At 31.1% G+C, this 20,655-nt stretch carries 14 protein-coding genes; 9 read left to right on the top strand and 5 right to left on the bottom strand.

Features of this window, described 5'->3' with window-relative positions; all coding sequences use genetic code 11:
• Window positions 1-233 precede the first annotated feature (233 nt).
• Complete coding sequence (locus AC1M9K_RS08780) at window positions 234-1,517, top strand: ribonucleotide-diphosphate reductase subunit beta (protein WP_035267248.1); 1,284 nt, start codon at window positions 234-236, stop codon at window positions 1,515-1,517.
• A gap of 135 nt (window positions 1,518-1,652) precedes the next feature.
• Here AC1M9K_RS08780 and AC1M9K_RS08775 read toward each other — a convergent pair whose 3' ends face one another.
• From AC1M9K_RS08775 to AC1M9K_RS08765, 3 genes are all read right to left on the bottom strand, one after another.
• Complete coding sequence (locus tag AC1M9K_RS08775) at window positions 1,653-6,341, bottom strand: NB-ARC domain-containing protein (protein WP_481589062.1); 4,689 nt, start codon at window positions 6,339-6,341, stop codon at window positions 1,653-1,655.
• A 582-nt stretch (window positions 6,342-6,923) separates the two neighbouring features.
• Complete coding sequence (locus tag AC1M9K_RS08770; protein ID WP_481589061.1) at window positions 6,924-7,535, bottom strand: hypothetical protein; 612 nt, start codon at window positions 7,533-7,535, stop codon at window positions 6,924-6,926.
• A 3-nt stretch (window positions 7,536-7,538) separates the two neighbouring features.
• Window positions 7,539-7,973, bottom strand: a complete 435-nt coding sequence (locus tag AC1M9K_RS08765; protein WP_481589060.1) for a Panacea domain-containing protein — start codon at window positions 7,971-7,973, stop codon at window positions 7,539-7,541.
• Window positions 7,974-8,149: 176 nt separating this feature from the next.
• Here AC1M9K_RS08765 and AC1M9K_RS08760 point away from each other — a divergent pair, with 176 nt between their 5' ends.
• On the top strand, window positions 8,150-8,914 hold the full coding sequence (locus AC1M9K_RS08760) for a hypothetical protein (RefSeq protein ID WP_481589059.1): 765 nt from the start codon (window positions 8,150-8,152) through the stop codon (window positions 8,912-8,914).
• A 304-nt stretch (window positions 8,915-9,218) separates the two neighbouring features.
• Window positions 9,219-9,476 carry a hypothetical protein gene (locus AC1M9K_RS08755; RefSeq protein WP_481589127.1) on the top strand — a complete coding sequence of 86 codons (258 nt, stop codon included), beginning with the start codon at window positions 9,219-9,221 and terminating at the stop codon, window positions 9,474-9,476.
• Window positions 9,477-9,565: 89 nt separating this feature from the next.
• On the opposite strand, the gene AC1M9K_RS08750 is transcribed toward AC1M9K_RS08755, so the two are convergent.
• Window positions 9,566-9,778: a helix-turn-helix domain-containing protein gene (locus AC1M9K_RS08750; RefSeq protein WP_481589058.1), complete on the bottom strand. Its 213-nt coding sequence runs from the start codon at window positions 9,776-9,778 to the stop codon at window positions 9,566-9,568.
• A gap of 331 nt (window positions 9,779-10,109) precedes the next feature.
• On the opposite strand from AC1M9K_RS08750, the gene AC1M9K_RS08745 reads away from it, so the two are divergent.
• The 6 genes from AC1M9K_RS08745 (at window position 10,110) to AC1M9K_RS08720 (ending at window position 16,551) form a co-directional block, all read left to right on the top strand.
• Window positions 10,110-10,592 carry a hypothetical protein gene (locus tag AC1M9K_RS08745; RefSeq protein WP_481589057.1) on the top strand — a complete coding sequence of 161 codons (483 nt, stop codon included), beginning with the start codon at window positions 10,110-10,112 and terminating at the stop codon, window positions 10,590-10,592.
• A 153-nt stretch (window positions 10,593-10,745) separates the two neighbouring features.
• Window positions 10,746-10,937, top strand: coding sequence for a helix-turn-helix domain-containing protein (locus tag AC1M9K_RS08740; RefSeq protein WP_481589056.1), 192 nt, complete (start codon window positions 10,746-10,748; stop codon window positions 10,935-10,937).
• A 168-nt stretch (window positions 10,938-11,105) separates the two neighbouring features.
• Window positions 11,106-11,789, top strand: a complete 684-nt coding sequence (locus AC1M9K_RS08735; RefSeq protein ID WP_481589055.1) for a PDDEXK family nuclease — start codon at window positions 11,106-11,108, stop codon at window positions 11,787-11,789.
• A gap of 8 nt (window positions 11,790-11,797) precedes the next feature.
• A complete protein-coding gene (locus tag AC1M9K_RS08730; RefSeq protein ID WP_481589054.1) occupies window positions 11,798-13,645 on the top strand; it encodes a DDE-type integrase/transposase/recombinase in 1,848 nt (615 codons plus the stop codon).
• A gap of 4 nt (window positions 13,646-13,649) precedes the next feature.
• Complete coding sequence (locus tag AC1M9K_RS08725; RefSeq protein WP_481589053.1) at window positions 13,650-14,609, top strand: TniB family NTP-binding protein; 960 nt, start codon at window positions 13,650-13,652, stop codon at window positions 14,607-14,609.
• 13 nt (window positions 14,610-14,622) lie between these two features.
• Window positions 14,623-16,551 (top strand): TniQ family protein, encoded by a 1,929-nt coding sequence (locus AC1M9K_RS08720; protein WP_481589052.1) that lies wholly within the window; start codon window positions 14,623-14,625, stop codon window positions 16,549-16,551.
• Window positions 16,552-17,504: 953 nt separating this feature from the next.
• On the opposite strand, the gene AC1M9K_RS08715 is transcribed toward AC1M9K_RS08720, so the two are convergent.
• A partial coding sequence (locus AC1M9K_RS08715; protein WP_481589051.1) for a BapA/Bap/LapF family large adhesin occupies window positions 17,505-20,655 on the bottom strand: 3,151 nt, incomplete at its 5' end.

Genomic DNA, 20,655 nt, shown 5'->3' with positions numbered 1-20,655 from the left:
AATGATTTTATTACATTTTTAATTTTCATTAAAAAACAGAAATATATCTAAAAAAACGCTTATTTTTTATATAATCACATTTGAAATAACTATCAAATTTAGGTAATGATAACTACAATATCTTCAATTTTTTAATTAAAACTATTTCGCCCCTTTGAATACTTGAGCAGCACTTACTTTATTGTTACTCACAAATTCATCCAATGGAGCGTATAATTTTTGAGAGTATTAGTATGTCTATCCTCAGTTGGGACGATTTCGAAGATGATGAACCGAAACAAACTGCACAAGCACAGCAGTCTGCGCCCATCGAACCGCAAAAAGCGCCTAATCCACAAGTGGTATCTGATGCACGCAACGAACCGACGCGTGTGGCAGCTGCACAACCCGCTCGAACCAGTTCAAACGGAACAACAAATTCAGCCGATCCGTTGGCAAGAGCATCTAACGCCTTAGAACATTTGGACGTTGCTCCAGGTCTTGAAGAGTTAGAGATGGGCGCTCAACGTGTTCAAGTTGATGATAAAGCAATGATCAACTGTCGCGCTGACTTGAACCAACTTGTACCATTCAAATACGAATGGGCTTGGCAAAAATATCTAGATGGTTGTGCAAACCACTGGATGCCACAAGAAGTTAACATGAACCACGATATCGCACTTTGGAAGTCAGAAGATGGCTTAACTGAAGATGAGCGTACCATCGTGATGCGTTCTTTAGGCTTCTTCTCTACTGCCGATTCGTTGGTTGCAAATAATTTGGTTCTTGCGATTTACCGACACATTACTAACCCTGAATGCCGTCAGTACATCTTACGTCAATCATTTGAAGAAGCGATTCACACGCATGCTTACCAATATTGCATCGAATCTTTAGGTATGGATGAAGGCGAAGTCTTCAACATGTACCGCGAAGTTCCATCAGTTGCGCGTAAAGCGGCATGGGGCTTGAAGTACACTCAAGAATTAAGTGATCCAACATTCAAAACAGGCACACCTGAAACAGATCAAATCTTGCTTCGCAACTTGATCGCATTCTACTGTGTTCTTGAAGGTATTTTCTTCTACTGTGGTTTCTCTCAAATCTTGTCAATGGGTCGTCGTAACAAGATGAATGGTGTTGCTGAGCAATTCCAGTACATCTTACGTGATGAGTCAATGCACTTGAACTTTGGTATCGATATGATTAACCAAATCAAGATTGAGAACCCACATTTGTGGACTGCTGAGTTCCAAGAAGAAATCATTCAAATGATTCTTGAAGGTACGATGCTTGAAATCGAATATGCACGTGACACAATGCCACGCGGTGTATTAGGTATGAATGCTGCAATGATGGAAGAATACTTGAAGTTCATCGCAAATCGTCGTTTAGCTCAATTAGGTTTACCTGAGCAATTTGCTGGTGTGAACAATCCATTCCAGTGGATGTCAGAAATGATGGACTTACGTAAAGAGAAGAATTTCTTCGAAACTCGCGTAACAGACTATCAAACTGGTGGTGCGTTAAGCTGGTAATAGATCACGTTATTGTCGTAAGACGACATATAAAATTTCGTTAGCGACATATAAAATTTCATCGAAAAAAAGCCCGTCTATATAGACGGGCTTTTTTCAATTAGCGAAAATCATTAAATGACAACAATATAAAAACTAAACTATCTCATCCCTCAACATATAGCCTGTCACTGATTCTTGAATAACTAAAAAATTCAATAAACTAGTTACTGCTTTTTTTAATCGTACGGTTGTCTTAATTTTATCTCTATTTCTCAAACAAAATTTTCTCAGTAGATTTTCTAATCTATCTATTAGTCCCTTGAAATCCCTATGTTTGACAATTTTAACTTCATTTTCTTTAATAGAACGAGCAAGCCAATATATCGAATCTTCTTGATATATCTCACCTATTCCAGTGACAAGGTCTATTAAATTATTTAGATATGTACAACTAGAACCTATTTCACTACTTAATTCATCGAAGAAGAATTTTTTATCTGCTCCCAAAGCCGGCCAACTTTTAGCCTCTTGTTTCCATCTAGTATTTGCAAACATGTAAGAACTAATAATTCTTTCACTATCATATCTAAAGCCATAGTTTATATATATATTTAGGACTTTATCCTTTAATAGATTCCATACAATCCAGAAATTATCATTTTTATTTAGTCTATCCTGTGCTAACACAAACTCATTTATCAAATCTGCTAAAGGTTCTGATATATTAGTATCTAGTAAGATAGGGGCTATTAATCGCTCAACATCCTTTGCTTTCTTCGATTCTAGGACATATGTAACGAAGGTACGGAAGAATCTAGATTTATTGTAAGACCCCGTTTCATAATCATTTCTATCATCTTTTAAGATGCTAGTAAAAATAGCATTAATAATTTTTTCAGTATAAGGTATTTGGAAATTTGAATGATTGTTCGATAAGGAAAATCTGAAAGCTGAAATAAGTGATGCTTTTTCATATTCTTCGAAATCATCTATTTCAATAGTATTAATTTCATTGCTAGAAATCTGTTCAAAAAATATTTCACTATTTTTCATGAAATCGAAAAAGAATTTATGATAATCAACATGTTGAAAAATATCTTTTGTATTATCTTTCTCAAACCTCTTAAATTCGATTTGTCTTTTTCTTTCAAGATACAAATAACCTTTGTAAATAGAAAGAATCTCTTCATATTCAGATGCCAAATATTTATAAATACTGTCAATTAGTTCATCGCTTGATAAGCTACTTCCCATATTAATTTGGAAAGGTCTTAATAAAATGGCTACTATCAAATATTTAAGTGAAGAGTTTTTATTTTTCTGAAGACATAGTAGCTTAGGAAGAATGTTAATAGCTTCTACAACACCTCTTTCAGTACCATAATGAAAATTTGGCAAGAATATTTCACTAACGTACCGTAAGAGCATCTCCTCGCATAAAGCCAACCTATTTTCATCTAGTAATTCTACATACTCTCGTATCAATACAACACTTATTAAAAGTGGCAATGCTCTATGTGGAGATAAATGGTCCGGTAGACTATCAGTCTTTAGTGCTTCCCAAATTGGTAATAGTTCATCTAATGCTGTTAATGGATTTTCCTCATAATTTTCAAATCTCTTGCTTTTTTCATCATTATCTAATTTATACCTAATCCATAAATCTACACTTACATACTTAGTTCTCTCATTAAGATCCTTTAAATTTTCATTTTGAAACTCTATTAGATCCTCAGATATCTGTGGCTTAAATTCCACAACTAACTGACCATTTTGTTCGTTAACATTGGTTTGCAAAAGACGTCTATCTATTTTTGACAAAAAAATACGCCAAGTCTTATCTTCAAAATTTTCCGATTCCTTTTTTTCTAATTCCTCGTAATAATTATCAATAATACAATACAAATCTTTAAGACGAGATTCTGCCGTTTCTTTAGGAATACCCTCATTACTAAAGAAAGAAAAATATCTAATTACATGGTCTAAACTGCAATTTCTATGAGCAAGCTTATTACTCTCCTCTCTTTCTTTATCGAAAATTTCTTGTAAGTAATTATTTCTTACAAATGGGCTAAATTGTGCTGTTCTCTCATGTCTAAATCTAATTTCATCATTTAGTAAGATATCCTTATTACTTATTAGTATTTTTATAATATCAAAGCACTTCTCATAGTAAGACATAGCAACACTTGCTACTATTGCTGTTATAGAAGCTGATTGTGTCTGTTTTAAAATTATTTTTAAAAGATTAATGGTTTGTTCTTCATTAGTTTTTTCACATATTTCTAGTAAGTATTTTTCTAAAGCCATATGTACTGATATTAAAACATCTGGACAGTTCTGATTGCCACGATAAATAAGCCATAAAGTTGAATTTATATATTGTTCAACTTCTATCCCATCTATATTTAATGCAATAGTTTTATAATCACTAACATGCTTAATATATTGATTTACTGATTTATTTACTATTTTTAATACAAAATTCAGTGTATTTGCAAAGTCATTTTTTAGCAAAACATATGTTGGTGTTTGAAATGCACTAGCTGGATAGTATTCGTAATTATCTGAGGATATTCCAAATTTTATACTATTTCTTCGCGATGAAGAATTTAAACGAGTAATTTGAGAGTTTTCTTCTATAAACCATACTTCTTCTGCGAGATTTCTAATTTTTTCTGGCAAATGTGAAGCACATAGCCATCCTTCCACCTTAACTAAAAGGTAATTGATAAATTTTAAATAAGGACTATTATGTTCCTTTACTTTATCTTTGATTGCTAAATCTATCAGTTCTGATACTTCATTTTCATTTTCATTAACTGAGTTAACTATTATTAATATAAGGTCATCACTGAGTGTAAAATTTAATTCATCTTCAACTATTTTCTCAAAAATATACTTTGCAATCAATCCAGCTTGTTTATTAGCCTTACCTGATTTATTAGTTTTATTCCACTCTTTTAAAATTGGAATTATATTTTTAAATTGAGATTCCTCTATCTGGGATACGTGTTTGTACACAAAATCTATAAATTGAACCCAACCATCTCCTTTAGGTTTAGTAAATAGATAATTTAATTCTTTAACAGAAAGTGAATTCAACATTAATTCACCAAAAATATTTTCATCTAATTGCTTACATGACATGTTTAAGAAAGAAATTATTCTGTTAAATATTTTATTATCATTATTTAAAATATGATCTTTATAAGAATTGAAGAAAAATTTTGAATTTTCAGATAGAAGAATAGAAGTTATTAACTCATCTAGCCAAATTACAGATATATCTTTTGAGTTAAAACAATATTTAATAAAGTCTATAAATTCATAAGACTCACTAACTAACTTTTCAGATAGCCATTTTCTAAAAGCTCTTCTGATCGGTAGTGATTCCCCTATATTTAGAAAAAAGTCTTTTTCTTCCTCATGAAGTTGATATTGGAGATCAATATATCGATTCAACCCCCACTCTTCATAGATATCATGTGCAATATAATAATGCGATTGATCATTGACTAAAATTCCATCTTCTATCAACTCATTCAAAAGTGTTTCTTCAATTGGTTCTATGCCAATATTGACGAAAAAACACCCAGTATTAGCACGTTTTTTTGCTATATCAATAAACAAGTTAGATCTTCGAGGATTATTCTTACTGATTACTTGTGACCATAAAGAATTGCTAAACTTATTATAATCTAAGTTCATATTCTTTTCGTAAAATTTCAAATATTCATTAAAATAGAAAAGATTTCTTAATAAATCATTTAGTTTATCATCTTGGGGTAATTCAAACTGGTACTTACTAGCTATTTCTCTCAGTTCTAAAGAACTCAGTAAAGGGACATTAATATCTTCATATAACACTCGGTAAGACTGTACTAGTAAAAAACTGAAATCACTTTTGTATTGATCTCTTGTAGTAAACCAAATCTTCCAATCTGCAGCTAATAGAGCTTCTAAATACTCCTTAAATGGATCTAAGTTACTGATACTCAATAAACTTTCCGCAGAATCAATAATTACTACCTTATTTGATAAATTTTCATGAGCCTTAATAAAATCATCTAGGTCAATTTCAAATAGGAAATTTGCTACTTTCGTTACATTAAATTCACTTGCTTTATGAACATAATAAACGCTTTCTGACTCTTTATTCTCTTCGTAAATTTGCTTAATAATTGCTGTTTTCCCTACGCCACCACTTCCCGTGAGAAGAACAACTTGCGAGGAGGATTGCAACAAAAAATCCTTAATAGACGTTCTATCAACAACAATTTTCTGATTATCAAATTCAATGTATGTAGAAATTCTTGCCATTAATCGATTTGAGTGCTTCTGGATTAATTCTAACTTTTCATAAATGCTTTGCGATAAAGAAAAAAAGTGATTATATAAATCTTTATTTTCAGAAATTACATCTGGTGTCTCAAAGTAACTAGCACAACGCCATTCTAACTTGATATTTTTCTTCTTCGCATGATTATCAATAGCTGTCTTAGTCTTTGGTTCCTGCCCTTTAGACTGCCCCCATTCAGTATTGGTAAAAACAATTAATTGAGTAATATCTGGATGAGATTTTTTTGTGTTATCAAGCATCTTAATGAAGTCAGCTTTATGACTACTTAAAGAAGTATCATAAAATTTAGCCTGCCAACCAATATATTCTTTATCATATCGAGTTGGCTCAGTTTCAATACCTCTCTGATTTTTAAACCTAAACATACCTGTCTTAAGGTTAAACTCTCGACAGAACAATGAATAAGCTAACCATTCAAAGTTATTTTGTGGATTTTCAGAAAATTTAGCTTTAAAAATATTCCAGTCAGGCTTTATCAATGCTTAGTTTCCATTGTATAAAATATTAATATCTATACTTATTATTTAATTTAAAAGAATTTTTAGTCAATCAAAATATTTGAAAGTACTAAAAAACAAATTTTATCTTCTACAGTTTTAAATATAACAATTGAACACCCTATGAATGAGTGTAAACTAGCTAAGCCCTTTATTTAACAATATTACTTATATCACTATAAGCAATTGATCCCATTTGAAGTAATTTTGAGTCAACTGATTACGTGACTTAATCCACCTGTGATTGGGTATCAAACTTTCCTCCTCAAGCTAGTTCACTCTACCAAACCCCACCATAAATCCTTTCCAGTGAATCCATCAAAGTACCGCTAATCTCGATAAACTTTCTGTCAGTAAACATACCGTAGACATGACTTACCTTAGGTTCCAAGCAAATCAGGACTACACCACATTTTTAAATGCTATATCCTTTGCGTATAACCCATTAATCATGGCAGTAGTAAGTTTTGACAGCTAGTAGGTCATCAGTAGACACAGATAAAGAAAAACACGGGCTTACTATAAAATGTGTTAATTTTAAAAGATTTTTTGGTTATTTGTTCTTTAGCTATTTACAGTATAAATAATATGCTTACGCTCATACCAAACGAGAAAAAAATGTGCTTGTAATATATATCCCCAAGCTCTTTGTGTATTTCCCAATCTGAATCGAAAAATGTTATCTGAAAATTCATCTAATTCCAAATCTAAGAGCCATCTTATTTGTGCTTCATCATGTAAGTCATTTAATTCATGACTGTGATGCATTTTATGTCCAGTATCAGAGGAAAAAGAGTCTATTTCTTTCCAAGTTAGTTTTGCAAAGTCTGTAAATTTGGGTTCAATTTCAGAATTCCACTCAGTAGCACTCCACGTCCTACTCTCTCCCCAAGACCAACAATCCAATATATCTGCTTTAGATATACACCAAGTGACTTTACTGGAGAAACGTGAAGTTTTCATAATAGGCTTTGGAAATGCTTTTAATTCTTCTTCAAGCTGTTGTCGTTCCAGATGAGGAGCTAAACTCAATTCTTTTTTTGAGGTTTTTACAATTTCAGCTTGTTTAGGCTCTTTTTCACACAATAGTACATTTCTAGTCCGAATACTTTTTTGCTGATGTTCATCTAATTTTAATTGCTGTCTTATTAGTCTTTTTTCTTTTTTAGAACCCATAGATTAAAGCGCAGTGTAATATTCATGAATAGAAGCTTTTGAAATAACTGTATTACAGCGTTCACCTGGTGTACATTCTCCACGGGCATTTACCCAAGGATCTTCTTGATGAGTTAAGTTACTTAGCCATTGTGCACTCTTCTCACCATAATAATCTAAAACTTCATCAATAGACTCACGCTCGCCATCAAGTAAAAGATTTGCATTGGCAGTTGAAAATAATTCAAAAGAAACCTTAAACATTCCTTTATGCTTCTGATAAAGTTCTGGAATTACAGGACCATTTGCCCAAGCTTGAAAATCTTCTGAAAATAACTCTTCATCTTCCCATGCCATATGCCAAGCTTGAGAGTAATACATTAATTTTTGTAATTTCATTGCTGAAATTTCACCCATTCTTTCTGTAATATATTTTGCAACATCAAGAAATTGAGCCATATTTTTTACCTTACAAAAACTATGGATATAAAAAATGGTAAGTTATCTGAAAACTTACCCTATAGATAAATTCTATACTATTTTTGAACTAATAGTGATTAATTTGAAGTTTAGACAATAAACTTTTAGAATTCAAAATAGAATTTGTTAAATAGGATTCTTCTGACGAGTAAATGATGATTTACGATACTCAAATAATATCTTATTGCTATTCAGGGCATTGGAAGGATATGGGTGTCCTTGATGCACAAATTTCCTCTGTAACTGCCAGTGAATTCCTTTTATTTCATACAAGGGAGAACAATAAGGTCGATTACTATGTAATAAACCCGATGTGGTTTGGCAATGAGCATGCTTTACAATATATGAATGAGAGTTTTAAAAATCCCAAATGGGCAAAATTAGGTGCTCGTCGTACTGACAGTATCACAATAGACTTAAATGGCTATTTTGACCCATATCGAATGTTTGGCAATGAAGCAATTTCGGAGATTATTAACAATAAATCAATGAATATCTTCGAAATAAGTATTGCTCACATGAATAAGAAAAAGCAGAGAATACTTAAAGAGAAAATGGAGTTTCTTATTGATAACAATGTTTTTTGTCATCGCTTAAGAAATAATGATTGCGAATTAGCGATGGTTCTACTTTCAGAATTTACAAAAGCTTTTCAAGTAAAAAACAATATAAAGAACACAGTTAACGACATGCTTATTCTAGCTACAGCAATGAATCAGAACTTAGATCTAAATACAGAAGACAAAGTTTTGGGGAAATTTGCAAATGATCACTACAATGCAAAGATAATTGATAAGAGCGATTCAGTTATTGTTAGCTTCCCCTCAAAAGAAGTGACACAGGGAATCATAAAAAATTTAGATAGCAAAGGATATATAAATAGAGGATGGAATTTTTCATTGAGAAAAGGGAATTTCTAACTACCTATATTGATAAGAAGTGAAATACGCTAAAGTTACCTTTGAAAGAACATGGTGCAGAGCAATGACAACAGCCATTACTCTGCCACCTATCCTACTAGATCTTTAATTTTTCATAACTGCGAAATAACTTTTTATAAAGGATCAATTTCAAGACGTATAGAAATTCAAATTTTGCAGTCCCTAGTCATAATGGCTATTGGAATTAAACCTAAAGACAGCTATATTCAATTTTTATTGTTATCTGATCTTGATGTAGTGAATAACACTATCAATGAAATCTAATCAACTTAGGGTTGTAGATATGATAATTAAAGACCCAGAGAATGAACGTGAAATAGCTAAAGCAGTGGCTCTCATACTTCAAAAACGCTTTATTGAAGTTGCACGTACAAGAACAGTACTTTATGTAGAGAATGATATTATATGGAGTAAAGCTCCAAATAGCACACCTGTATTGATCAAAAAGCTATCTGCTCGTAACCCTGAACTCGCAAAAAGGTTTGCTGCTAGAGGGACTTATAAAATCAAAAAACGTTGTGTTGATTCTTTCAAAAATTAAATTACCTTCTAACTAACGCAACTCCTCTTCAAACAGAAATTTAAAATCTATTAATAAAGCTATAACTTAAGAAATTGATAAAAGCCTTACTAGTTCTTAGGTAGTAAATCTTGTGGAGAAATTTCAAGAATTTTTGCAATCTCATAGAGTTTTAACACTGTGATATTTACTTCTCCTCGTTCGATCCGCCCTAAATAACTACGGTCAATATTGCAAAGCAATGCTAATTTTTCTTGGGAAATTTTCTGCTCAACTCGACAACTCCGAATTGCATGTCCAATTTGTTGTGCTAAATCGATCATAAGTTCTATTCACTCAAAGAATAGAACTATTCATTTTTGAGGACTAAGTATCCACGGCTTATAATCCTCAACAGGAGAACATTTTAAAAGTTTCATAAAATTATAAAGCCATAATATTTCTAGCTAGTATTCATTGTTCCCAAGTAACTATGTACTAAATATAAATTTGGCTCATTTTTATTAAGATCAGTTCCTGTTGATATCACATTAATTTCAATCTAGTGAAAGTGACTTAAGCTACTAATTGATCGAAGCTTTAAATTTGTATTTTTACAATTTGATGATCATAATTTTACGGACTATAATCCTCTTTTTAAATTTATGTTCTAGTATGAAAGAAATCCAAAATCCTGTTAAAGAGCAGTTCGTATTGGTTATCGAGCGACAAACTGTTCTTGTAATGTTTACACCGAAAGAAATATGGACACAATTTGATACAATTTCTGATCAAATAAAACAACAGACTTATGCTCTTCTAAAAGAGCTCGTTAAGCACGATTATTTAACAGAAATTTTCTGTCCGAACGGAAAAAAATATTATTCAGAAACCTCAAAATTGGAAGAATTCAGATTTGATCATTGCAAGTTAAAAGCAACAGAAATATTAAACAATAAATTAATTGAAATTAAGCAACAAGAAATGGAGAAAATTTATGAAATTCAATTAACTAATGATCTAATCAAAGAAATTCCAGAATTGGATTTTTGCCTAGAAAAATATATAAATAATATTAATTTTGATGTAGAAAATATTATAAAAAAGAAAAACAATATCAATAATATTATTAAAAGAATTGAACACTGCATTTATTAATTATTATATAAAATAAAAATAATAATATTTAAGAATAAATTTATTATTTAAAAATAAAATTCATAATAAAAATAAATATACTAAAAAATTAGAAGTTGTTTTTTTAGCTAAAAACAATATTCTGTAAATATCAATCTGATTACTCTTATTACTATGAAGACAATTCAACAGATTAAAGATGATTTTGAAAGATCTGGTACTACCATTTCAGAATGGAGCATTCAGCATAATTTTTCGCGTGATCTTGTATATCGAATATTAAATACGAATCGTATTCCCAAACGAGGCGAAAGCAAACGAATAGCAATTGCTTTAGGCTTAATTGAAAATGAGGCAAAAATATGACTTAAAAAAATAAAGCGGATTCTAAGAATCCGCTCTACCAGTTTGTAATCCAGAGATCACTAACTATGTGGTGTTTTTAGTATCTCTTGATTGCACAAATTAGTCAAGATTCGACTTAAATTTAAAGTCGAAGGATAAATATATCTATTTATTTTAGAGGTAACTAAAATGGGTTTTAAGCCTAACCATAGAAAAAAATTCAATATATCTAACAATCTAAACACTCAACTAAATGAAGCCTTTGATAAACCTACAACAGTTTCTGGGCAATTTCTTGGACTAAGAAATATTCATCATGGTTCTTTTAATAAACGAACAGTAATTTTTTCAAGTATTAAGAATTCAGGATCATTTTCATTAGAAAGCCAGCTTGAATTAGCACATGCTATAAATTTAGAACGTGATTCCAGAATTCTTGGTTATAGAACACAAGCCCTAAAAATTAATATCTCGGAAGAAATGTATGCCATACCAGATTTTTTAATTTTAAACAATTTAAAACAATATGAAATACATGAAGTTAAAGGAAATTTTAAATCTCTATCATGTGAAAAATTAGAAAAACTAGAATTAATAAAAAATTTTGTTAAATCCCATAATATCAATTATAAAATTTTTGATGAAGCTACTTTACCAAATAAAAAAGAAGTAAATGAAATACTAAGAATTTATAAAAACATTAAGAATATTAAAATTGATGAATCAAAAATAGAATTTTCAAAAAAAATAACGAAAAATTCCATAAAAAACTTTACTCACCTTTTAAATCAATTATCAAAGTATAATTTTTCTTACAATGAAATATGCTACTTGGTTTTTTACAAACATATTCAAGTTAAGATTGATATTTGAGGTGAATCATGGAAAATTTATTAATAATACCTCATTTCGGAATGAAGTTTTTATATAAAAATACTGAGTATGAAGTTGTTTCTACATTTCTCGATACTATTGGGGTATCTACAGTTATCGGTGGAAAAAGAAAGAATTGGAAAAGAAGCTATTTTGATGAAATTTCACAAAAAAAATTAATAACCATTACTTTTAGTAAAAATAAAATTTTAGAAGATAGTAACAACTATAAAGTTTTAAATAGAAAATACCAATATATTAAACTTGCTCTTGAACAAATTCATTCCCCACATAGCAAATCAAATCTAGAAAATACTATAAAAATCATTTCTAACAAAATTAATGATCAATCTCCTCCGACTTCACGAACACTTTCAAATTGGATTAATTTATATATTACTAATAATTTTGATCTTAATGGATTAATTGACAAAAGAGATGGAAACACTTCTTCTAGAAAACCTTACTATATTAATCAGGCATTAACATTGGCTTTAGAAAACAAACTTAATTCTCCATTTTTGCATAGTGCTGAAGATATACTTATAGACATGGTGCAATATCTTACTGACAATAAAATTCAATATTCTGAAAATGAGTTATATTCATTAAGACAAATTCAACGCTATCTGAAAAGACACAATGACCAGTTTAGTAAAGACAGAGCTAAAAATTCTGTAAGATTTGCACAGAACAATGCTAAAGCCAGTGGCCAAAAAATTCAGAGTGAAGGCTTTCTAAATTTAGTAGAAATAGATTCTCATCAACTTGATCTAATCATAATTGATAACGAAAATTTAGAAGTTAAGAATCGGCCATGGATTACCGCTGCCATTGATATTTATACAAGGATTCCAGTAGGATTTTATATTTCTGAAAATCCACCTAATGCTTATAGTACACTTCAAGTTATAAAAAAAATGGTTACAAAGTTTGGTGTGCCAGATGTAATAGTACCAGACAATGGCTCAGAATTTATAAATAACTCAGTTCTAGCTTTAGCCAGAGAGCTTCAAATAACGTTATCACCATCTCAAGTGAAAACGCCAGATAACAAACCACATATTGAACGTTTTTTTAGAACAATAGCACAAAATTTTGTCCAAAAAATTAGCGGTACAACATTCTCCAATAGATATAAAGTAGAAGAATATAAATCTAAAAAGTATGCAGCATTAACTTTAGAACAAGCTGAACATTGCATCTTAGATTGGTTAGCAACATACCAAAAAACAATGCATTCTGGGATTCATCGTGTACCACTTGCTAAATATAATGAAGCAATTAAGTCATATCGTCCTATTATTATTGAAGAGGATTATGCAGATTTTATTTGTCGTATTCCACATTTTAGAACTATTTCAAATGGACAAATTCAATATGAAAATTTATTTTATTATTCACATGCACTTAGATCACTCGAAAATAAAGGAGTAAATAAAGTAACAATTTATGTAAATGAATCTGATCTTAGTAAAATTTATGTAAAGACACCTATAAATAAAGAGATACTAGAAGCAATTTCAACAGATTCCCAATATACATCAAACCTTACTCTTAGTGATCATATAGATGCTCAAATTATAAAAAAACATATTAAAGAAAATGATTTAAAAAATTATCCATTTTCAGAAAATGTTTTAGCACGTATAGCTTTAAATAAATTAGTAGCAAATTACACAAAACAAAATAAGCAAACTCGAAAGAGATATTTAGAGTCACACGACCCTTCATCTTTTCTGTATGAATCAATTAATACAATACCTAAAGAAAATAAATTTAACAACAACTTGGAAATTAAAAAAATTGAATTTGGTAATTTTGATGAATTTTCTTATGAGTCTATTAATGGATAATATAATGAATAATAAATTAGAGTTACTATTAAAAAATTATGAAAACTGCATAATTACTCATACTGAATATAACTCAGCAATTAATGGCATTATTAATTGTTATGAAGAGACATTTTACTCTCCAAGTGAGTCTATTAACTGTATGATAATCGCTGATGGTGGCCTAGGTAAAACTACTGTATGCAATAAAGTTATTGAAATGTTCCCCTCAATAGAAGTCACTAGTGAAGGTCATAAAATTTTAGTAAATCCAGCCCTATATATAAAAATACCACCAAACTCTAGTATTGACAATTTAACAAAAATAATTCTTCATAAACTAGGTGATGAGAAGCCTTCTTATGGTACTGCCTTTGATCGATATTTAAGACTTACAGCAAAACTTAGAATAAGTAAAACTAAACTCATAATTTTTGATGAGTTTCATCACATTTACTCTAGTAAAAACTCTAAAGATAAAAATAGCAGCATCAATGAAAGTATTGCAAATTGGATTAAATCTCTAGGTGATGAAAATCAAATATCAATTTGTTTAGCTAGTCTACCCGGATATGAAGATATATTTCTTCGAGATACGCAACAAAGTAGAAGATTTAAAGATATATTTTACATTCATCCACTTACTATTCACAGAGATAATAATAGAACACATATCAAACCTTTTCTTAAGCAATTACAAGAATTTATTAGGAATGAGATCCATATAGATACGATAGATTTAACAAATGATGAACTTGTACTTCAGATTTATATAGCGACAAATGGAAATATTGACTTTTTAAAGAAATTTATTAAACGTGCACTAATTTTACAAATTAAATCATCAGACCCAGTACTAAATCTTCGGCATTTCGAAATTACTTGGAATACAGGAATTACTGATAGATCAAAATTATCTGATAAAAACCCTTTCATAATGAAAGAACAAGAACTACTTAATTTTTATGATTCTATTACAAAATAATTGGTCAAACACAATGACATTAATATACACCCCTATCCCGCTTCCAAATGAGTCTGCAGCAAGTTTATTACTTAGAGCATCTTATAATAATGGTTATCCATCACTTTCATCTTTTTTAAATGCTTATGGATTTCCAGTACATACGAAAAGTTTAAATATCATGTTAAGTGATCAAGAAAAATTTAAAAAAATTATAGATAAATTGTCTATTTGTCAGTCTAGTGTAGATATCATTCCTTGTATTTATGGTCCAACAAAAAGATCACAGCGAATTTGGAATAATCATCCAATTTCATATCATTTCTTTAATTCAGATGGTTCAAAACTTTGCTCTGAGTGTGTGAAAGAATCTGGCATATTAAAAAAAGAATGGTTGTTGAAGCACCTAACCTGTTGTACAAAACATAAATTAAAATTGTTAACAGAATGCACTTTTTGTAACCACCCCATAAGTTCGAATCGAAAAACAATCAATGAATGCTATAAATGCCAGAAAATCTTTAATCACGACTCATCAACAAAATTATTACAGGATGAGGTTAAAGCAAATCAATGGTTTTTAGATCAACTTTCATCTGATGACTTAGATTTAATTAAATCGATTAAGATTTTTCTATCTGCTATACAAGCGACCTATATCACTTTTAAAAATTTCATTATTGAAGAGCCCCCCATACTACTAACTTATTTATTTTTCTCAAATCAGGCGAAAGCAGAGGAAGTTTTCCTCAGAATTATTAATAATAATCAATCCAATGGACATCCTAAATTGTTACTAGTTCACTTTTTAACATCTATGCATCCTGAAATACATGCATTTTCAAACAAAATATTTAAAAAATATAGTTTTAATAATGCCGACTTTACTTCATTACAAAATGATTTTGTTTTAACAAAAAGAACAACAGCTATTCTGATCGGTGCCAACAGAGCAAAATTAGACGAAAATTATTTTTCTTTCTTAAAAGATGAAAATTATTTTTCTGCTAAAAGGGTCAATGATTACTTGTTAGGAGTTTTACCCCACCCATCAGTTAAAGAAGGACAGCATAATGACTATTTAACTCTTATGGAAGCATCCAATGTACTTGGCATTTACTATGAATTAACATGTAAATTATTATTATCAAATCGATTTTTAGAAAAAATAACTGTCTATAAAAATAATAGACCTGTAACTGTCATCAGCAGAAAAGAATTACTAAAATTTAATCAACAATATATAACTGTCAATCGTCTAGCAAAAGATTTAAATGTTCTTACTCAATATCTCACTGCCAAACTAAGTTCTATTGGAATTGAAGCTATACATGGTCCTCTAATTGATGATGGTAAAATTGACGTTTTTAAACGCGTCGATACACAAGATTTAACTCGTGAATCAATCGTTGCAATTAAAAATTATGACAGAGGGTTTGGTCATAAAACTTATATGTATGGTCGAGATAACAATGAGATAAATAAAGTCGCTTCATGTCTGAATATTTCTATTAAAGATGTAAAAAAACTTATAAAAAATCGAATATTAAAATCATACAAAAGATCTCTTCTTCAGTCTTTTTATATATCTCAAGAGTCTATAAATGAAGTCAACGAAATCATTAATAGTGGAAAATTCATCAGTTTGAAGAATGTACCTTCTATCATTGCTTGTCCTCCAAATTGGTTAACGAGTTATTGGATTGATACGAAGTTTCTACAAATTATAGATTTAAAAATTGATAAATATGTTTCACATTCAGACTTAAACAACATCAATAATTTAAGAACTGATTATTTTACTGGAGTCGAAGCTAGTAGATATCTAAATATGCCTCATCAACATATAACCAACTTGCATACTCAGGGGCTTGTAAAAGCATATTATTTTGGACAAGAAAAAAAAATACGACTTTTTTTAAAAAGTGACATTTATGCTCTAAAGGAAAAATATGGTCTTTAAAAGTTAAATCAATAAAAGAAAATTCATATGTCGTTAATCTGGATTATAGAAATTTTATTTGTCGTTACATGAAATTCCTATGTCGTATGAGAGATGTAAACAATTGACTATTACTTTATAAAATGAAATTTCATTTGTCGCCTTACGTTGTATCTAAAAATAAAAGAGCCTTATATGGCTCTTTTATTTTTTTTACTCAAGCAGGTTTAGTATGGTACAAGAATAAAAAAATAAAATAGCAGGGTTAAGTTTTCAGATTAAAATTTTCATATTCACATGTTTATTTGATCATCAAAATCAATCAAAGTTAAAGCACTGAGTTTTCAACCAATTTAAGAGTATCGAATTATGCAAGCACTCCTTTAAATCCAATGTGAATAATGAGTAATGAGCAGATTATTCTTCAAACTCAGGCAAAATGATCTCTATAACCTAATTCTGCAACACATATCGAGTTATAAACTTAGACATTACTACTCCCCCCCATACTAGCCACCTGAAAACACAAATAAAAATGAGCAAGGTTAACTTTTTTTAACGGAGCGAGTGTTTGTTTCTATATTCTATTTAATAACGTTCAAAAAACAGGTCTAAATATAGAGATGAAAATCTCTTTGGAGTAGGAATTTAATTTTTTGAATCATTACCATTTTTTATTATCAATAAATCCTAAACAACATTTTTTTATGATTAAGTCTATCCCTGATGACTAACACATAAAGCTCTATAAAATGGTGCTTAGATATGATTTTTTTGTTGCAATCGCGTCTCTATAATGAATTTTATTTTATTAGAATATTTTTCAAATGACGAAATAACAAATAAAATTCTTGTTCTTCAAAAATTAATTTATTCAGATTATTAGAATTTTATTTTTTTCATACCAGTTACTTTTGATTTCACATTTTTAAAAATAAAAAGAGGTCTCGAAAGACCTCTTTTCATTTGTTTAATTAAATTTGATTATATTTTAACAGATCATCGATCGCATAAAGACTGCTATCTGTATTTTGCAGAACAATAAGCTCAGTTGGGTTATATTTCGTTTTAGCCCCATCAGTATCAACACTAATCACCGTATTTGCACCATCTTGTTTGATCGTTACAAATTCACCAATGTTAGACGATGTAACATTCTGATCTTTTAATAAAGCAGAAATATCAACTCGATCACCTTCAGCTTGATTAAAGTCAGTCCAAATATCTGGACTTTCGGTATGTTGAGCTTGATTGAGCACATCATAAAGGACTGTATCAGCACCTTCACCAAGAGTAAAAGTATCGATTGAAGCAGATGCTTGTACGGTATCTGCCTCCTCACTTCCAGTTAACGTCATCGAAACATTAATTTCAAGTGTTGCAGATTGTGATGTTCCCGCTTTAGAAACTGTTGTATAGGTGAATGTTTCCAGACCTCCACTTAGACCTGATGGTTGATACTCATAGGTGCCATCTTTGAACACAGTAAGGACACCATGCTTACCTTGAACTGTGAACTCTTGACCACCTTTAGCTGGATCATTTACATAAAGCTCTTTAGATCCAATTTTCAGAATATCAATTTGGTCGATAGCTGTATCATTTTCAAATAAATCACCCTCAAGCAATGGTGTATCAGTTGGAGTAATATTATTGACCATTATTCCAGTAATTGATGCACTAGATACATTCACTGAATTAAATGTACCACTCGTTGTGTTAATTGAAATAACATAATCACCTGCATCGAGCACTTTGCCATCATCTAAAATAATTTCTGAGGCATAAGTCGTTGATGTCGAAGGATTCAATATTGTTCCAGCTGGCCATGTAATACTAACATTTCCGGTATAAACTTGTTCAAGCACTTGCTGTTCAACGCCGTTGACAAGCTGAGTAGTCACCTTATTAATCACAACACTCATTGAAGGATTATCATTAGTTAAAGTACGAGTGATATTACCTTGGAGATCTAAGCTACTAATATAAGATCCTTCTTCAACTTTAAATTCTAATGTACGACTTGCAGATCCAATAATTCCAGATTCTACAGATTCATTGAGCGTTGAATAGTTTGCCGCTTGAACGTCTACAACTTCTGCATCGTTAGCTACTGTATTGGTATCAATCTTAATATTGAGAACTTCAATGTAAGTTGTGCCATCTGCTCGTTCCACTACAACCTCAAAACGATCAATCTCCCCATATGGTGGAGCCCAACCTACTGTACTTTGTGGAACTGTAACATTGTAGGTATAAGTACCGTCAGTATTAATATTGAGTGAGCCATATTGACCCTGTACAACTAAAGCTTCACCTTCAACCACATCAGTGTTATTTACCAATATTAATTTATCTGTCGTAATCGGAGTCGCATCACCTTGAACTGATCCAGTTATCGTTTCTGGGTTTGCATAATCGTAAATATTGACATCTGTAACTTGAGCTGAAGCTCCTCCAATTACGTTTACACCACTAGTTTGCTTGATAATACCAACGTAAGTACCCTCACCAAAACTCAATGTTACCGGGGTTGAAACACCACCGCCAATGAGCACTTGAACAAAATTTGGAATTTCGTGTACTTGAACCAACTGTTCAGTATTCTCATCTAAACGATAGATAACCAAACTAAATGTTGAAAGTATCGTTACCCCGCCCGCGGAACCGGTAAAGGTCATTTCTTGGAAAGTACCGTCTTCAACAGTGAAGTCCATGACACCTTCCGTACCAATTACACTTGCAGACAACACATCACCAGCAATACCTAGATCAAGTAAATTCAATGCGACTGCATTTGAAATACCTAATGCTTCGCCTGTGGTTTCAGTTAAATCAGGAGTAACATCAAGTAATACTGTATTATCAATGATGGCATTTTCATCTGTGGCAACACGCACTAATTCAATATTTAATTCAGCTGTGCGTTTTTCACCATTTGGTGCCGTTACCTCATATACAAAACGATCAACTTCACCGTAATCTCTAAATAATGGATCTACTGTATATGTATATTGTCCATTTTCAGAGATAGTTAAAGTGCCATACTCCCCTTTAATTGTTGCAATACCATCGGTAAATTGATTAATGGTATCTTCACCATGAATAACTCCACTGATTTTACTACCCTCTGGGACGACATCTGTACCATTTTGATAATCCTGATCCGTAATCACATTACCATTTATTGTTCCTGTCACAGCTTCTGGATTATTAAAATCACGTACAGCATCTGATTCAAATCTTAATGTATACCCCGTAGCAGCTGACAACCCTTGGCCGTTACCTAATACAATGAGCCACTCTCCTTCATCTAAAGAACGACTTATCGTTTCTGACACACCACCTAATACAACGAGATACCAATTATCAATTTTTTCTTTTAATTCATATTCACCAGTTGACTCATTTAACTTATACATAAATAAGTTCATCGTCCCTGCTGTAAGACCACCAGCATCAGCATAGAAACTAATATCTCTTTCGGTGCCTTCTTCGACTGAAAGGGAAACTGAAGAGCTAAATACGCTTTCAAGCACACTTGCATTTAACACTGGACCTAAGCCAACAGAACCCACTGTAAATCCTGTTGAGTTAAGCTCTGTTGGTGTTTCATTAACATCTACAGTCGGTGTGATATCCAATACCAATTGCACATCATTATTCGCTGTTGCAAATGGCTCAGGTACCTCAATATCTACGAGATCATCTATTCTTTCTTGCAATAGAGCTTTTGCAGCTTCAATCGCGTCTGAAGTTTGATCAATATTGTCTAATGCTTGTTGTGCAAGAGTTTTTGCTGCCTGAGCAGCTTCTAGGGACTCTTGCAATTTATCAGCCTCTGCCTGTGTTACAGTACCGTCTTGCAAGGCGTCAGCTAAATCCTCTTCAGCCGTTGTATAAGCTTCTTCAGCACTTTCTATTAAAGCTTCGACCCCCGCTAGTAAAGTATCAATATCATCAGAAATATCATTTTCATTTTGATCATTTACTGTTGGTAAAGTGATATCAACCAGATCATTTAAACGACCTTGTAGCGCATCTTTTTCTGCTTGTACTGCCTCAGGTAACGCTGTCACTTTTGTTTGTGCTTCTGTTTTCGCAGCAAGTGCATCATCACGTGCT

It is taken from the genome of Acinetobacter sp. 24-47-67, assembly GCF_056779735.1.
The sequence above is the reverse complement of the archived record's forward strand: the minus strand, read 5'-3'. Positions and strand labels throughout refer to the sequence as shown.

What these genes read in the sequence shown, in the direction of transcription:
- AC1M9K_RS08780 (WP_035267248.1), top strand. Translation starts at nt 234, where the DNA reads ATGTCTATCCTCAGTTGGGACGATTTCGAAGATGATGAACCGAAACAA.
- AC1M9K_RS08770 (WP_481589061.1), bottom strand. Translation starts at nt 7,535, where the DNA reads ATGGGTTCTAAAAAAGAAAAAAGACTAATAAGACAGCAATTAAAATTA.
- AC1M9K_RS08765 (WP_481589060.1), bottom strand. Translation starts at nt 7,973, where the DNA reads ATGGCTCAATTTCTTGATGTTGCAAAATATATTACAGAAAGAATGGGT.
- AC1M9K_RS08760 (WP_481589059.1), top strand. Translation starts at nt 8,150, where the DNA reads ATGATTTACGATACTCAAATAATATCTTATTGCTATTCAGGGCATTGG.
- AC1M9K_RS08755 (WP_481589127.1), top strand. Translation starts at nt 9,219, where the DNA reads ATGATAATTAAAGACCCAGAGAATGAACGTGAAATAGCTAAAGCAGTG.
- AC1M9K_RS08750 (WP_481589058.1), bottom strand. Translation starts at nt 9,778, where the DNA reads ATGATCGATTTAGCACAACAAATTGGACATGCAATTCGGAGTTGTCGA.
- AC1M9K_RS08745 (WP_481589057.1), top strand. Translation starts at nt 10,110, where the DNA reads ATGAAAGAAATCCAAAATCCTGTTAAAGAGCAGTTCGTATTGGTTATC.
- AC1M9K_RS08740 (WP_481589056.1), top strand. Translation starts at nt 10,746, where the DNA reads ATGAAGACAATTCAACAGATTAAAGATGATTTTGAAAGATCTGGTACT.
- AC1M9K_RS08735 (WP_481589055.1), top strand. Translation starts at nt 11,106, where the DNA reads ATGGGTTTTAAGCCTAACCATAGAAAAAAATTCAATATATCTAACAAT.
- AC1M9K_RS08730 (WP_481589054.1), top strand. Translation starts at nt 11,798, where the DNA reads ATGGAAAATTTATTAATAATACCTCATTTCGGAATGAAGTTTTTATAT.
- AC1M9K_RS08725 (WP_481589053.1), top strand. Translation starts at nt 13,650, where the DNA reads ATGAATAATAAATTAGAGTTACTATTAAAAAATTATGAAAACTGCATA.
- AC1M9K_RS08720 (WP_481589052.1), top strand. Translation starts at nt 14,623, where the DNA reads ATGACATTAATATACACCCCTATCCCGCTTCCAAATGAGTCTGCAGCA.